The 14971-nt window shown below is 45.7% G+C and carries 11 protein-coding genes; all 11 read right to left on the reverse strand.

What is annotated here, in order from left to right; all coding sequences use genetic code 11:
- A complete protein-coding gene (locus tag BLQ32_RS17585) occupies window positions 1–1542 on the reverse strand; it encodes a 2-isopropylmalate synthase (RefSeq protein ID WP_036803886.1) in 1542 nt (513 codons plus the stop codon).
- A complete protein-coding gene (ilvC, locus tag BLQ32_RS17590) occupies window positions 1529–2644 on the reverse strand; it encodes a ketol-acid reductoisomerase (protein ID WP_280513370.1) in 1116 nt (371 codons plus the stop codon). The genes BLQ32_RS17585 and ilvC overlap by 14 nt, the downstream gene beginning before the upstream one ends.
- A complete protein-coding gene (gene ilvN, locus BLQ32_RS17595) occupies window positions 2595–3107 on the reverse strand; it encodes an acetolactate synthase small subunit (protein ID WP_036803882.1) in 513 nt (170 codons plus the stop codon). Before ilvN ends, ilvC begins: the two co-directional genes overlap by 50 nt.
- Window positions 3104–4834, reverse strand: a complete 1731-nt coding sequence (gene ilvB, locus BLQ32_RS17600; RefSeq protein ID WP_074511491.1) for an acetolactate synthase large subunit — start codon at window positions 4832–4834, stop codon at window positions 3104–3106. Before ilvB ends, ilvN begins: the two co-directional genes overlap by 4 nt.
- A gap of 352 nt (window positions 4835–5186) precedes the next feature.
- Window positions 5187–6086: a branched-chain-amino-acid transaminase gene (gene ilvE, locus BLQ32_RS17605; RefSeq protein ID WP_074511493.1), complete on the reverse strand. Its 900-nt coding sequence runs from the start codon at window positions 6084–6086 to the stop codon at window positions 5187–5189.
- 337 nt (window positions 6087–6423) lie between these two features.
- Window positions 6424–7611 carry an elongation factor Tu gene (gene tuf / locus BLQ32_RS17610; RefSeq protein WP_074511495.1) on the reverse strand — a complete coding sequence of 396 codons (1188 nt, stop codon included), beginning with the start codon at window positions 7609–7611 and terminating at the stop codon, window positions 6424–6426.
- A gap of 115 nt (window positions 7612–7726) precedes the next feature.
- Window positions 7727–9805: an elongation factor G gene (fusA, locus tag BLQ32_RS17615; RefSeq protein WP_074511497.1), complete on the reverse strand. Its 2079-nt coding sequence runs from the start codon at window positions 9803–9805 to the stop codon at window positions 7727–7729.
- A 51-nt stretch (window positions 9806–9856) separates the two neighbouring features.
- Window positions 9857–10327: a 30S ribosomal protein S7 gene (gene rpsG, locus BLQ32_RS17620; protein WP_036803872.1), complete on the reverse strand. Its 471-nt coding sequence runs from the start codon at window positions 10325–10327 to the stop codon at window positions 9857–9859.
- Window positions 10328–10371: 44 nt separating this feature from the next.
- On the reverse strand, window positions 10372–10791 hold the full coding sequence (gene rpsL, locus BLQ32_RS17625; RefSeq protein ID WP_036803870.1) for a 30S ribosomal protein S12: 420 nt from the start codon (window positions 10789–10791) through the stop codon (window positions 10372–10374).
- A 100-nt stretch (window positions 10792–10891) separates the two neighbouring features.
- Window positions 10892–11140, reverse strand: a complete 249-nt coding sequence (locus BLQ32_RS17630; RefSeq protein WP_036803868.1) for a 50S ribosomal protein L7ae-like protein — start codon at window positions 11138–11140, stop codon at window positions 10892–10894.
- 132 nt (window positions 11141–11272) lie between these two features.
- Window positions 11273–14878, reverse strand: coding sequence for a DNA-directed RNA polymerase subunit beta' (gene rpoC, locus BLQ32_RS17635; RefSeq protein WP_036803865.1), 3606 nt, complete (start codon window positions 14876–14878; stop codon window positions 11273–11275).
- Window positions 14879–14971: the final 93 nt, after the last annotated feature.

Below are 14971 nucleotides of genomic sequence, written 5' to 3' on the forward strand. Positions count from 1 at the left end.
TTATACCACTGCTACTTTCACTTTCTGTCCTGCCTTCACCAATTGGCGGTTTACTGTATTCAAGTAAGCTTTTGCTGTCGCTTCCAAAACATCCTGTGCGACGTCGCGCCCTGTGACGGTTTCGCCGTCATACGTCATATTGATCACCGCTTCACCCAATGCGTCGCGCCCTTTGCCGATTGATGTGACCCGGTAATCGAGAATGTGGACTTCACCGGCAACAATGCGCTCTAAGGTGTTGAATATCGCTTCCACTGATCCGGCGCCTGTTGCGGCTTCTGTCACCAGTTCCCCGTTTGGCTGATAAGCGGAAACCGTTGCCGTCGGGATATTCGCTGTGCCGTAATGCACTTGGACGTTTTCCAATTTGTAGACCGGAATTTCGCTGTCATTGATTTGCTGGTCAGTCAGCAAGACAAGCAAATCATCTTCGACGATGACTTTTTTGCGGTCCGCCAGTTTCTTGAATTCCACAAAGGCTTTTTTCAACTTTTCATCGCTCAATTCAAAGCCCATTTTAAGTGCACGGTCTTTGAATGCGTGCCTGCCGGAATGCTTGCCGAGCACCAATTCGGTTTTCGCATCGCCAATCAATTCCGGCGTAATAATTTCATAAGTCAACGGGTTCTTCAGCATGCCATCCTGGTGAATGCCCGATTCATGGGCAAAGGCATTTTTCCCGACTACCGCTTTGTTCGGCTGAATAATGCTGCCGGTCAATTGGCTGACCAATTGGCTGGTGCGCTTGATTTCTTTTAGATGAATATCCGTTTCAACACCGTATACTTGTTTGCGGATATGAAGAGCAACGGCAATTTCTTCAAGTGCCACATTTCCTGCCCGTTCACCGATGCCGTTGATTGTGCCTTCAATTTGCGTAGCGCCGTTTTCAATGGCAGCCAACGTATTTGCTGTCGCCATCCCAAGATCATTATGGCAATGCGCCGACAGCTTGACGTTTTCAATGCCCACCACGTTTTCCGTAATGTAGCGGAACAATGCACCGTATTCTTGCGGCGTCGCATAACCGACTGTATCCGGAAGATTAATGGTTGTGGCGCCCGCTTTAATGACTTCCCGGATAATGCGGGCCAAAAATTCGGGTTCGGAACGGGACGCGTCTTCTGCCGACCATTGCACCAGCGGGAAGAACTGCTTGGCGTACTTAACAGAAGCTACAGCCGTCTCAATGACTTGTTCCGGTGTTTTCATCAATTTATGTTCCATATGGATCGGCGAGGTTGCCAGGAAGATATGGACATGCGGCTGTTCGCTGCCTTTCAACGCTTCCCATGCTGCCGAAATATCACTTTCAACCGAACGGGCCAAGCCCGTCACGATTGAATTTTTCACTGTTCCTGCGATGCGCTGGACCGCATCGAAATCTCCTGGTGAAGCTGCTGGAAATCCTGACTCAATGATCGTCGCACCAAAACGTTCGAGTTGGCGGGCGATTTCGATTTTCTCAGCAGTGTTCAAGTTGATCCCAGCCGACTGTTCTCCGTCCCGTAGCGTTGTATCAAAGATGTCAATTTTGCGCACTGGCGACCACCTCTTTTGTTTTTGTCTTTTTGCCTTCGTTGACGAATGGCATCATTTCGCGAAGCACTCGGCCCACTTGTTCGATTTGATGGTTTTCTTCCGCTTTTTCGATAGCCGTGAATTCCGGACGATTCAATTGGTTTTCAAGCAACCAGCCTTTAGCAAACTTTCCTGTTTGGATATCGGTCAAGATATCTTTCATGCGGCCTTTTGTCGCTGCATCCACCACTCGCGGTCCTGATACGAAATCTCCCCATTGCGCAGTGTCTGAAATCGAGTAGCGCATTCCGGATAGTCCGCCTTCGTACATTAAATCGACGATTAACTTCAGTTCGTGCATACACTCAAAGTACGCAACTTCCGGCTGATAGCCTGCTTCCACTAGGGTTTCAAATCCCGCTTTCACTAAGGAAGTGACTCCGCCGCAAAGTACGGCCTGCTCTCCGAATAGATCCGTTTCCGTCTCTTCTTTGAACGTCGTTTCCAAAACTCCCGCACGCGCTGCCCCGATGCCTTTGGCGTAAGCCAGCGCTACTTCCTGTGCTTGCCCTGACACGTCTTGATGAATGGCGATCAACGCTGGTACACCTGCCCCCGCTTCGTATGTACGGCGAACCAAATGCCCTGGACCTTTTGGAGCTACCAAGAAGACATCCACATCTTCCGGTGCGACGATCTGGTTAAAGTGGACGTTGAAGCCATGGGCAAAGACGAGTGATTTGCCAGCCGTCAATGTCGGTTTGATTTCTTCGTTGTAGATTTTTGTTTGCTTCTCGTCCGGCACCAAGATCATGATCACGTCAGCTGCCTGCGCCGCTTCTTTTACCGTTGTTACGTTCATGCCGTCTTCTTGAGCTTGCTTAAATGATTTACCGGGTCTTACACCGACTACAACATCAAATCCGGATTCCTTTAAGTTCTGAGCATGTGCATGTCCCTGTGAACCATAGCCAATGATTGCGATTGTCTTTCCTTCTAATACCTGTTCGTTTACGTCTTGGTTATAATACATTTTCGCCATTTTTAATTTCCTCCTCGAGTGTTTGGGTTTTTTAAAGAATTGATACTTGTTCGGTTTGCGCTTTTTGCGTTTCTCGTACAAACGCCGATACGCCTGTCCGGGTGATTTCTTTAATGCCGTAAGGCCTCATTAAATCAATGAATGCCTCGATTTTCTCCGGATCGCCTGCGACTTGATAAGTAGTGACATTCTTGCTCATATCGACCACCGTCGCCCGGAACGGTTCGACAATGGCGTAAATCTCATTTCGGACCGATGGCGGCGACACCACTTTCACCATCGCCAGTTCTCTCATGACCATCGCCTTATCCGTAATGTCATGAACTTTGATGACGTCGATCTGTTTTTGAAGCTGCTTCAACAGCTGCTCCAGCTTCCCTTTGTCTTCTACATTGACGACAAAGGTCATCTTCGACATTCCCGGCTGTTCTGTGTGCCCGACCGATATGCTTTCAATGTTGAATTGCCGTTTCATCAGCAAGCCGGTCACCCGGTTCAACACGCCGCTTTGATTGATTACCGTTGTTGTTATCACTCGCTTCATTCGCCTTTCACTCCGATCATTTCATTCAGCCCCTTGCCTGGCGCAACCATCGGATAAACGTTTTCCATTTGCACCACCCGGCAATCGATCAGCACCGGTCCGGTTGAAGCAAACGCTTCTGCAAATACCTTTTCCGCTTGTTCCATCGTTTCCACTTTGTATCCTTCGATATCGTAAGCTTGTGCCAATTTCACAAAATCCGGCTGTACATGAATCAACGATTGAGAGTAGCGCTCTTCATAAAACGTTTCCTGCCATTGCCTTACCATGCCAAGGCTTTGGTTGTTTAAGATCACTACTTTTACCGGTAGGCGCAATTCCTGCAGCAGCGACAGTTCCTGCAGCGTCATTTGGAATCCAGCGTCTCCGACTACCGCAACGACCGTTTCATTCGATCTTGCCAATTGGGCGCCAATTGCTGCCGGGAAGCCGAAGCCCATAGTCCCTAAGCCGCCTGACGTTACCCAATTATGCGGATGGTTGAATCGGTAATACTGCGCTGTCCACATTTGATGTTGCCCGACGTCCGTCGTAACAACCGCATCTCCTCCGGTTAAGCGGTGAATCAATTCAACCGCTTGTTGAGGTAAGATCCCGCGTTCCTTGTCCGCTTTGTAGTGAAGCGGGTATTCTGCCCGATTTGCCGTTAGCCGCTGCAACCAGGCCTCCGTATCCGGCGATTCGAAACTTTGATTGGATAATGCCTGCAGCGCTTCTTTCGCATCGGCCACAATAGGGATGTCAGTGGGAACGTTTTTTCCGATTTCAGCTGGATCGATGTCAATGTGGATCACTTTCGCATTGGGTGCAAAATGTGCCAGGTTTCCGGTCAGTCTGTCATCGAAACGGGCACCAATATTGATGAGTAGATCGCATTCGCAAATGGCTGTATTGGCTGTATACGTTCCGTGCATTCCGGCCATTCCCAGAAACAGTGGATGATCGCCTCCGATAGAGCCGAGTCCCAATAAAGTGTTTGTGACTGGAACTTTATGGCGTTCCGCAAAAACCTGAAGTTCTTCAGATGCTTGAGCGGCTAAAACTCCCGCACCTGCCAGAATCAATGGTTTTTTCGCTTCCGACAATGCTTGGCCGGCTTTTTGGATCTGCAGGTAATTCGGTTTCGTCGTCGGCTGGTATCCCGGCAGATTCACTTGTTCATTCTGCGGATAATCCGTTAAAAACATTTCCGTTGAAATGTTTTTGGGAATGTCTACAACGACCGGTCCCGGACGCCCCGTTGAAGCGATGTAAAATGCTTCTTTAATGATTCTCGGGAAATCTGCTACGCTCTTCACCTGGTAATTGTGCTTGGTGATCGGCTGCGTGATCCCGATGATGTCCGCTTCCTGGAAAGCATCTGTTCCAATGACCGTACTGGCAACTTGCCCTGTGAAAACGACCAGTGGCAGCGAGTCGAGCATCGCATCTGCAATTCCTGTTACGAGGTTGGTGGCTCCAGGGCCCGAAGTGGCAATAACCACACCCGTTTTTCCCGATACCCGGGCATATCCTTCTGCCGCATGGATCGCGCCTTGTTCGTGTCTTGCAAGTACGTGCCGGATGGGATTTCTGTGCAAGGCATCGTAAATGGGAAGTACCGCCCCTCCCGGGTAACCGAAAATCACTTCAACACCTTGTTCTTTCAGCGATTGAATCAGGACATCTGCCCCGCTGCCTTTCAGCTTCTGTTCTGTTTCTTCTCTTACTTTAAGGTTTACACCCATTCTGTCCGCCTCCTTTTGGATTATGTCTTCCGTAGAATAAAAAAAGCTTTTTCATCCTACACAAAGAAACTTGTTCTTTGTATAGGGATGAAAAAGCTTCATGGTACCACCCTATTTCGCCGCGCAACCGCAGCCTCACAGATAAGCTAGGCTTATCTATTGGTAACGATAGCCTTATGGAACCGGCTACCGGGAGTGCCTAATCAGTCTGAACCTTTAAGCACTCCACTCAGAGGGGATGTCGCGAATGGGAGTATTGCCGGCTTCCACCATTACCGGCTCTCTGTGAATACAATTTCCATTAACTTTAACCTCGTCATTGAGTTGGCGTTATGAAATTTTATTTATTTGCTTAAACTGCGTTTAAATGTTCGTCGTATACTTTCACTCCATCTTGCTGAACGAGTTCCCGGAAAGAAGCAAGCAAATCATTTGTAACAGGACCCGGTTTGCCGTCTCCAATTACTCGTCCATCCACTTTAATAACCGCAATCACTTCTGCAGCCGTTCCTGTCAAGAACACTTCATCAGCGACATACACGTCATGTCTTGTAAAGACCCCTTCCTGAACTTCGTAGCCTTTTTGTGCGGCAACTTCCATAATGGCGTTTCGCGTAATTCCTTCAAGTGCTCCGACATAACCAGGAGGCGTTAGTATTTTGTTCTTTCGGACAATGAATATATTATCAGCCGATCCTTCAGCTACATAGCCTTGATCATTCAGCATAAGCGCTTCCGATACACCGGCCAGATTGGCTTCGATTTTTACTAGGATATTGTTCATGTAGTTCAGTGATTTCACTTTCGGGCTTAACACATCCGAACGGTTTCTCCGGGTCGCCACCGAAACAATTTCAATGCCATTGTCGTATAGCGACTTTGGAAATAATGATAAAGCTTCTGCAATGACAATGACACTCGGCTTTGAACACGTTAACGGGTCAATCCCCAGATTGCCGACCCCTCTTGAAACAATCAATCGGATGTAAGCATCTTTTAACTCGTTGCGCCGAAGCGTTTCGACTACTAACTTTGTCATTTCTTCGAAAGTATGTGGAATTTCTAGCATGACGGACTTTGCCGAATCGTAAAGACGTTCTAAATGTTCTTCTAATCGAAAGACGTTTCCGTTATAAGAACGAATTCCTTCGAACACTCCATCTCCGTATAAGAAGCCGTGATCATAGACCGAAACTTTAGCATCTTCTTTTCTAACAAATTCACCATTCAAGTAGATTAGTTGTTCTCCCATGCTTTCCACTTCTTTCTCCAAAAGATTTATTGATCTCGAGTTATCAGATTCTTATGTGCTCTTGTAAATTGTTGCTATCATATCGCCTATTTTAAAGTGTGTCAATCGACTTTATCTAAGTTTTTAGTCTATTTTGAATATTGTTTCTCTATGTATGCGTTTCCATTGCTTTAACATCAAGCTTTTAAAGAATCGAAAAAATTTGTGAAAAATTTGTGAATGCAATATATTATATACCTCATACACGAAAAAAGAGCAGACACTTGTCTGCTCTTAAACGCAAAAAAACTCCCGGCTTATCAAAAGATAAACCGGAAGTTTTGGACACTTAATAAAATTATTTAGTGATTTTAGCTACGACGCCAGCGCCTACAGTACGTCCACCCTCGCGGATAGAGAACTTAGTGCCTTCTTCGATAGCGATTGGAGAGATCAAAGCAACAGTCATTTCGATGTTGTCGCCAGGCATAACCATTTCTACGCCTTCAGGAAGGTTACAAACACCAGTTACATCAGTTGTACGGAAGTAGAACTGTGGACGGTAGTTTGAGAAGAATGGAGTGTGACGTCCACCCTCTTCTTTTGAAAGAACGTAAACTTCAGCAGTGAACTCAGTGTGTGGAGTGATTGTGCCTGGTTTAGCCAATACTTGTCCACGTTGTACGTCATCACGAGAAACCCCGCGAAGAAGTGCACCGATGTTGTCGCCAGCTTCAGCATAGTCTAACAATTTACGGAACATTTCTACACCTGTTACAGTTGTAGCTTTTGGTTCTTCAGTAAGACCGATGATGTCAACAGTGTCACCGATTTTAACTTGTCCGCGTTCAACGCGTCCAGTAGCAACCGTACCACGGCCAGTGATTGAGAATACATCCTCAACAGGCATCATGAATGGTTTGTCAGTGTCACGTGTTGGAGTTGGAATGTACTCATCAACAGCGTTCATCAATTCCATGATTTTTTCTTCCCATTCTGCTTCTCCTTCAAGAGCTTTAAGAGCAGAACCTTTGATGACAGGAATGTCATCGCCAGGGAAGTCATATTCAGAAAGAAGATCGCGAACTTCCATTTCAACAAGTTCAAGAAGTTCTTCGTCGTCTACCATGTCACATTTGTTCATGAATACAACTAGGTAAGGAACACCTACTTGTTTAGACAATAGGATGTGCTCACGTGTTTGTGGCATTGGGCCGTCAGCAGCAGATACTACTAGGATCCCGCCGTCCATTTGTGCAGCACCAGTGATCATGTTTTTAACATAGTCAGCGTGTCCTGGGCAGTCAACGTGTGCATAGTGGCGAGAAGCAGTTTCATACTCAACGTGTGAAGTGTTGATAGTGATACCGCGTTCTTTTTCTTCAGGTGCGTTATCGATTTGGTCGTAAGAACGAGCTTCCCCGCCTGATGCTTTAGCAAGAACTGTAGCGATTGCAGCAGTTAAAGTTGTTTTACCATGGTCAACGTGACCGATTGTACCAATATTCGCATGTGTTTTAGAGCGATCAAATTTAGCTTTTCCCATTAGAAAAATCCTCCTCGAAATGTAAGTTAATTGGTCGTTTGAAGTGCCGGAATAATAGGGCCCTACTATTCCAGGCATACAAACTATTTATACTTTATTAAAGATCAAAATTCAATTATTGACCTTTATTTTTTTTGATAATTTCTTCAGAAATTGATTTTGGTACTTCTTCATAGTGATCGAAGTGCATTGAGAACACACCACGGCCTTGCGTATTAGAACGCAATGAAGTCGCATAACCAAACATTTCTGCAAGTGGAACCATAGCACGGACAACTTGCGCGTTTCCGCGAGCATCCATACCTTCTACACGGCCGCGGCGTGACGTAATGTCACCCATGATATCTCCAAGGTATTCCTCAGGGATAACAACCTCAACGCGCATAATCGGTTCAAGAATAACCGGGTTAACTTTAGAGATAGCGTTTTTAAGAGCCATTGAAGCAGCTACTTTAAATGCCATTTCGTTGGAGTCAACATCATGGTAAGAACCATCGAACAAACGAGCTTTGATATCGATCAATGGATATCCGGCAATAACACCGTTGTCTAGAGAGTCGCGAAGACCCGCTTCAACAGCTGGGATGTATTCACGAGGAACAACACCACCAACGATACCATTTTCAAATTCAAAACCTGCTCCTTCTTCGTTTGGAGAGAATTCAATCCAAACGTGTCCGAATTGTCCGCGTCCACCAGATTGGCGTACGAATTTACCTTCAACTTGTGCAGAGCTGCGGAATGTCTCACGGTAAGATACCTGAGGTGCACCCACGTTAGCTTCTACGTTAAACTCACGGCGCATACGGTCAACGAGGATATCAAGGTGAAGCTCACCCATACCTGCGATGATTGTTTGACCAGTTTCCTGATCTGTATGTGCTCGGAAAGTTGGATCTTCTTCTTGCAATTTCGCAAGGGCTTGACCCATTTTGTCTTGGTCCGCTTTTGATTTCGGCTCTACTGACAATGAGATAACCGGTTCCGGGAACACCATGCGCTCTAAGATTACTTGGTGTTTCTCGTCACTTAAAGTATCTCCAGTAGAAGTATCTTTCAAGCCGATTGCAGCGGCGATGTCTCCGCAATATACTTCAGAGATCTCTTCACGGGAGTTTGCGTGCATTTGCAGGATACGACCTACGCGCTCACGCTTGCCTTTTGATGAGTTCTGAACATATGAACCAGATTTAAGAGTACCAGAATATACGCGGAAGAACGTTAGTTTTCCTACATATGGGTCTGTCATTACTTTAAACGCTAGCGCAGAGAAAGGCTCGTCTTCGCTAGGTTTACGAATTACTTCTTCATCTGAATCAGGAAGAACACCAGTCATTGGTGGTACATCAAGTGGTGATGGCAGGTAATCAATTACTGCATCAAGCATTAATTGAACACCTTTGTTTTTGAATGCAGTTCCGCATACCACTGGGTAGAACTCAACATCCAACGTTCCTTTACGGATTGCTGCTTTAAGTTCTTCTTTCGTGATATCTTCGCCGCCAAGGTATTTTTCCATCAAGTCTTCATCAAGCTCAGCTACAGCTTCCACTAGTTTAGTGCGCCATTCTTCAGCCAGCTCTTTGTAGTCTTCAGGAATATCACCTTCAGTAATATCAGTTCCCAAATCGTTCGCGTAGAAGCGTGCGTTCATTTCAACAAGGTCAATAATCCCTGAGAACTCATCTTCTGCGCCGATTGGCAATTGAATTGGGTGAGCATTTGCTTGCAGACGATCGTGCAAAGTCTTTACAGAGTAAAGGAAATCTGCTCCGATTTTATCCATTTTGTTGACGAATACAACACGCGGTACACCATATGTTGTAGCTTGACGCCATACTGTTTCAGTTTGAGGCTCAACACCTGATTGAGCATCAAGAACTGTTACAGCACCATCAAGTACACGCAACGAACGTTCAACTTCAACAGTGAAGTCTACGTGTCCAGGAGTATCGATAATGTTGACGCGGTGGCCTTTCCATGCAGCTGTTGTCGCAGCAGAAGTAATCGTGATTCCACGCTCCTGTTCTTGCTCCATCCAGTCCATTTGAGAAGCACCTTCATGCGTTTCGCCGATCTTGTGGATACGGCCTGTGTAATATAAAATACGCTCCGTAGTAGTCGTTTTACCGGCATCAATGTGTGCCATGATTCCGATATTACGTGTTTTGTCTAAGGAGAACTCTCTAGCCATGTTGTTTTTCTCCTTCCATCTCGGATTAAGATTTTAACATCTTGAAAGAAATTACCAACGGTAGTGAGCAAACGCTTTGTTCGCTTCTGCCATTTTGTGAATATCTTCGCGTTTTTTAACTGAAGCTCCAGTGTTGTTTGCAGCATCCAGAATTTCGTTAGCCAAACGCTCTTCCATTGTTTTTTCTCCGCGTAGGCGTGAGTAGTTTACAAGGTAGCGAAGGCCTAAAGTTGTACGGCGTTCAGGGCGAACTTCAACCGGTACTTGGTAGTTAGCTCCACCAACACGGCGAGCACGTACTTCAAGAACTGGCATTACGTTTGTCAACGCTTGTTCGTATACTTCAATTGGATCTTTTCCGCTGCGTTCTTTAACTAGTTCGAACGCTCCGTATAGGATCTTTTGTGAAGTACCTCTTTTTCCGTCAACCATCATTTTATTAATTAAGCGTGTCACCAATTTGGAGTTATAAATTGGATCTGGCAACACGTCACGTTTCGATACAGGACCTTTACGAGGCATGTGTGTTCCTCCTTTCAACGAAATCACTTCGTTATTTTAACTTATTATTTTTTGACTTTAGGACGTTTTGTTCCGTATAGGGAACGGCTTTGCATACGGCCGTTTACTCCAGCTGTATCAAGTGCTCCACGTACGATGTGGTAACGCACACCCGGTAAATCTTTTACGCGTCCGCCGCGAAGAAGAACTACACTGTGCTCTTGAAGGTTGTGGCCTTCTCCAGGGATGTAAGCATTAACCTCAATTTGGTTTGTTAACCGTACACGCGCGTATTTACGCAATGCAGAGTTAGGTTTTTTCGGTGTCATTGTACCAACACGTGTGCAAACTCCGCGTTTCTGAGGAGAGCTTACGTTAGTCTGTGACTTTGTAAAGCTGTTATATCCTTTGTTTAACGCTGGTGAGTCTGATTTAGTGCTTTTTGGTTTACGAGGCTTGTTAACTAATTGGTTAATTGTAGGCATCGATTTTTTCCTCCTCTCAAAAGGTGTTCTAATTCCACATATCCAGGTGGATCATTTTTTGGGTAAAAACAAAGTCTTTGTGTTTTTCACACAAAAACTGTCATCCAGTAATCGCTACAGCAGCTGCTCCGACATGAATGCCGTATGCTTTGCCAAGCTTTAAGCGTGATTCTGCAAATTCGATCGGAATACCTTTTTCTCTAGCTAGCTGAATAATCTGTTCAGTCATTCGATCGTCCGCGTCCTTTGCCACTATTACTTCTTGGACAATGCCGCTTTTTAAGGCTTTTACTGTTTGCTTTGTACCTATGATTGTTTTGTTTGCCTGGTTTACTTTTTCATAAGACATTTGCATATCCTCCAAAGTGTCAGACGGTTAAACCATCAACCCTCAACATATTATCACTGTATGAATTTGATGTCAACAGTATTCTTAAAAAATCCCGGGGAGTTTGTAAAAGACTCCCCGGAACAGATTAACTTATGATTCTGTGCCGACGATTTCCTGCTGCGCTTCTTTTTCGCTGCGCGCAATTTTAATCTGGCGGTAACGCTGCATTCCTGTTCCAGCTGGAACAAGTTTACCGATGATGACATTCTCTTTCAGACCTAACAGCTCATCGCGTTTTCCTTTGATCGCTGCATCCGTAAGGACACGAGTCGTTTCCTGGAACGATGCGGCTGATAAGAAGGATTCTGTTTCAAGAGAAGCTTTGGTAATACCAAGAATGACTGGGCGGCTTGTCGCTGGCAAGTTGCCTTCTAGAACAGCCTTTTCATTCGCTTCTGTAAACTGGTGAATATCCAATAGTGAACCAGGCAGCAAGTCAGTATCTCCAGCTTCAATGACGCGGACTTTACGGAACATTTGTCGAACCATAACTTCAACGTGCTTATCGCCGATTTCTACCCCTTGCATACGGTAAACTTTTTGAACTTCTTTCAGCAAGTACACTTGAACAGATTGAACATCTTTTACTTGCAGCAATTGTTTCGGATCAATCGAACCATCCGTCAATACTTCGCCGCGGCGGATGACATCATCCACTTGGACTTTCAGACGCGCATTATATGGCGCCAAGTATTTGCGTGTTTCGACGTCGCCTTGAATCGTGATTTCTTTTTGGCCTTCACGGATTTCATCCACTTCGGTAATCGTACCATTGATTTCTGAAATAACCGCTTGCCCTTTTGGATTTCGTGATTCAAAAATTTCCTGGATACGTGGAAGACCTTGTGTAATATCGTCTCCCGCAACCCCGCCTGTATGGAATGTACGCATTGTAAGCTGAGTTCCCGGCTCACCGATTGATTGAGCCGCAATGATACCTACTGCTTCGCCCACTTCAACTTCGTCGCCAGTCGCCAAGTTCGTGCCATAACATTTCTTACAAACGCCGTGCTTCGTGTTGCATGTAAACGCAGAACGGATTGTCACTTCTTTAATTCCTGCTTCCATAATTAAGCGAGTCAGGTCTTGTGTGATCAATTCGTCTTTCGCTACAATCACTTCTTTTGTTTCAGGGTGGCGGATTGTTTTCTTCGCATGGCGGCCTAAAATACGCTCATCCAGCTCTTCAATCACTTCAGTGCCTTCCATCAATGCTCCAACAAGCAAACCGCGGTCTGTACCACAATCGTTTTCGCGGACAATAGCATCTTGTGCTACGTCTACTAGACGGCGTGTCAAGTACCCTGAGTCGGCTGTTTTCAGTGCTGTATCGGCAAGACCTTTACGTGCACCGTGAGTAGAGATGAAGTATTCAAGTACGGTCAAACCTTCACGGAATGAAGATTTGATCGGAAGTTCGATAATGCGTCCAGCCGGGTTGGCCATAAGTCCGCGCATACCAGCAAGCTGAGTAAAGTTGGATGCGTTACCCCGAGCTCCGGAATCACTCATCATGTAAATCGGATTCAATTTATCAAGAGATGCCATCAGTTTTTCCTGAATGATATCTTTTGCATTGCTCCAATGAGAGATGACACGTGCATAACGTTCTTCTTCAGTAATCAATCCACGGCGGAATTGTTTCATTACTTTATCAACATTTGTTTGGGCCTCAACCAGGATTTCACCTTTATCAGGAAGTACGACGATATCGGCAACCCCAACTGTGATACCTGCTTGTGTTGAATATTTGAATCCAAGGCTCTTCATGCGGTCAAGCATTCTTGAAGTTTCCGTAATGTGGAAACGTTTGAACACCTCTGCAATGATTTCGCCAAGAATTTTCTTCTTGAATGGCGTTACCAATTCAGCTTCCGCGATATATGTGCGGATATCTGTGGTAGTCGGTACAAAATATTTCGCTGGTGTTTCCACCTGCAAATTATAATCAGTCGGTTCGTTAATGTACGGGAACGACTCCGGCAGAATTTCATTGAAGATAATTTTACCGACAGATGTCAATAGAAGCATTTTGTTCTGCTCTTCTGTAAACGTCGGATTCTTCAAAGAACCGGCAAGAATTGCAATTCTTGTATGAAGGTGAACATGCCCTGTCTGATAAGCAACAAATACTTCTTCAGGTCCAGAGAACGTAGCACCTTCTCCTGTAGCCCCTTTGCGCTCAAGTGTTAAGTAATAGTTTCCTAAAACCATATCCTGAGATGGAGTTACAACCGGCTTTCCGTCTTTCGGGTTCAAAATGTTCTGGGCAGCAAGCATCAGAAGGCGTGCTTCCGCTTGTGCTTCAGAAGAAAGCGGTACGTGGACGGCCATTTGGTCACCATCGAAATCGGCGTTGTATGCAGTACATACAAGCGGATGCAGACGGATTGCTTTGCCTTCCACAAGCGTTGGTTCAAACGCCTGGATACCGAGTCTGTGAAGCGTTGGTGCACGGTTCAATAGAACCGGATGCTCCTTGATCACATCTTCGAGTACATCCCAAACTTCCGAATGCAAACGCTCGATTTTGCGTTTCGCGCTCTTGATGTTATGGGCTAAACCACGTTCAACAAGTTCTTTCATGACGAAAGGCTTGAACAGCTCAATTGCCATTCCTTTCGGCAATCCGCATTGGTACATTTTCAAGTTCGGTCCTACAACAATAACGGAACGGCCTGAATAGTCAACACGTTTACCAAGAAGGTTTTGACGGAAACGCCCTTGTTTCCCTTTCAGCATGTGAGAAAGAGATTTTAATGGACGGTTACCCGGTCCAGTAACAGGACGGCCGCGGCGGCCGTTATCGATCAACGCATCAACAGCTTCCTGCAGCATACGTTTTTCGTTTTGAACGATGATGCTAGGTGCACCAAGGTCTAACAAGCGTTTTAAGCGGTTGTTCCGGTTAATTACGCGACGATACAAATCGTTTAAGTCGGAAGTCGCAAAACGTCCGCCGTCCAATTGAACCATCGGGCGCAATTCCGGTGGAATAACCGGAAGAACGTCGAGAATCATCCAGTCCGGATTGTTTCCGGAGTTACGGAAAGATTCCACTACTTCAAGGCGTTTGATCGCACGTGTGCGGCGTTGTCCTTGAGCAGTTTTCAATTCTTCTTTCAACGAATCTGTTTCGCGTTCAAGATCGATTTCCTGAAGAAGTCGTTTGATCGCTTCAGCACCCATAGCAGCTTGGAATTTTTTGCCGAACTTATCGCGATAAGCGCGGTATTCTTTTTCCGAAAGAAGCTGTTTCTTTTCAAGCGGTGTATCCGCAGGATCGATCACTACATAAGAAGCGAAATAAATAACTTCTTCAAGTGAGCGCGGAGACATGTCCAAGATAAGGCCCATGCGGCTCGGAATTCCTTTGAAATACCAAATATGTGATACAGGAGCTGCAAGTTCAATATGGCCCATGCGCTCACGGCGTACTTTTGAACGTGTGACTTCAACGCCACAGCGGTCGCAGACTACACCTTTATAACGGACACGTTTGTATTTTCCACAATGGCATTCCCAGTCTTTTGTAGGACCGAAAATACGTTCACAGAACAAACCGTCTTTTTCCGGCTTTAATGTACGGTAGTTAATTGTTTCTGGCTTTTTGACTTCTCCATAAGACCATGAGCGGATTTTATCGGGTGACGCCAATCCGATTTTCATATACTCAAAATTGTTAACATCTATCAAGGAGCCTACCTCCCTTTTGTCTCGAGTTTCTGTACGGCTTGTCCTCGTTTAAGACCAAGTGATTAGAAGCCGGACGGCAGGCTTGGACCGTCC

The sequence above is a fragment of the Planococcus glaciei genome, assembly GCF_900099655.1.
Classification (GTDB): domain Bacteria; phylum Bacillota; class Bacilli; order Bacillales_A; family Planococcaceae; genus Planococcus; species Planococcus glaciei.

Bases quoted from the DNA above. Each gene is read 5' to 3' on its own strand.
- ilvN (WP_036803882.1), bottom strand. From the start codon at position 3,107: ATGAAGCGAGTGATAACAACAACGGTAATCAATCAAAGCGGCGTGTTG.
- ilvB (WP_074511491.1), bottom strand. From the start codon at position 4,834: ATGGGTGTAAACCTTAAAGTAAGAGAAGAAACAGAACAGAAGCTGAAA.
- ilvE (WP_074511493.1), bottom strand. From the start codon at position 6,086: ATGGGAGAACAACTAATCTACTTGAATGGTGAATTTGTTAGAAAAGAA.
- tuf (WP_074511495.1), bottom strand. From the start codon at position 7,611: ATGGGAAAAGCTAAATTTGATCGCTCTAAAACACATGCGAATATTGGT.
- fusA (WP_074511497.1), bottom strand. From the start codon at position 9,805: ATGGCTAGAGAGTTCTCCTTAGACAAAACACGTAATATCGGAATCATG.
- rpsG (WP_036803872.1), bottom strand. From the start codon at position 10,327: ATGCCTCGTAAAGGTCCTGTATCGAAACGTGACGTGTTGCCAGATCCA.
- rpsL (WP_036803870.1), bottom strand. From the start codon at position 10,791: ATGCCTACAATTAACCAATTAGTTAACAAGCCTCGTAAACCAAAAAGC.
- BLQ32_RS17630 (WP_036803868.1), bottom strand. From the start codon at position 11,140: ATGTCTTATGAAAAAGTAAACCAGGCAAACAAAACAATCATAGGTACA.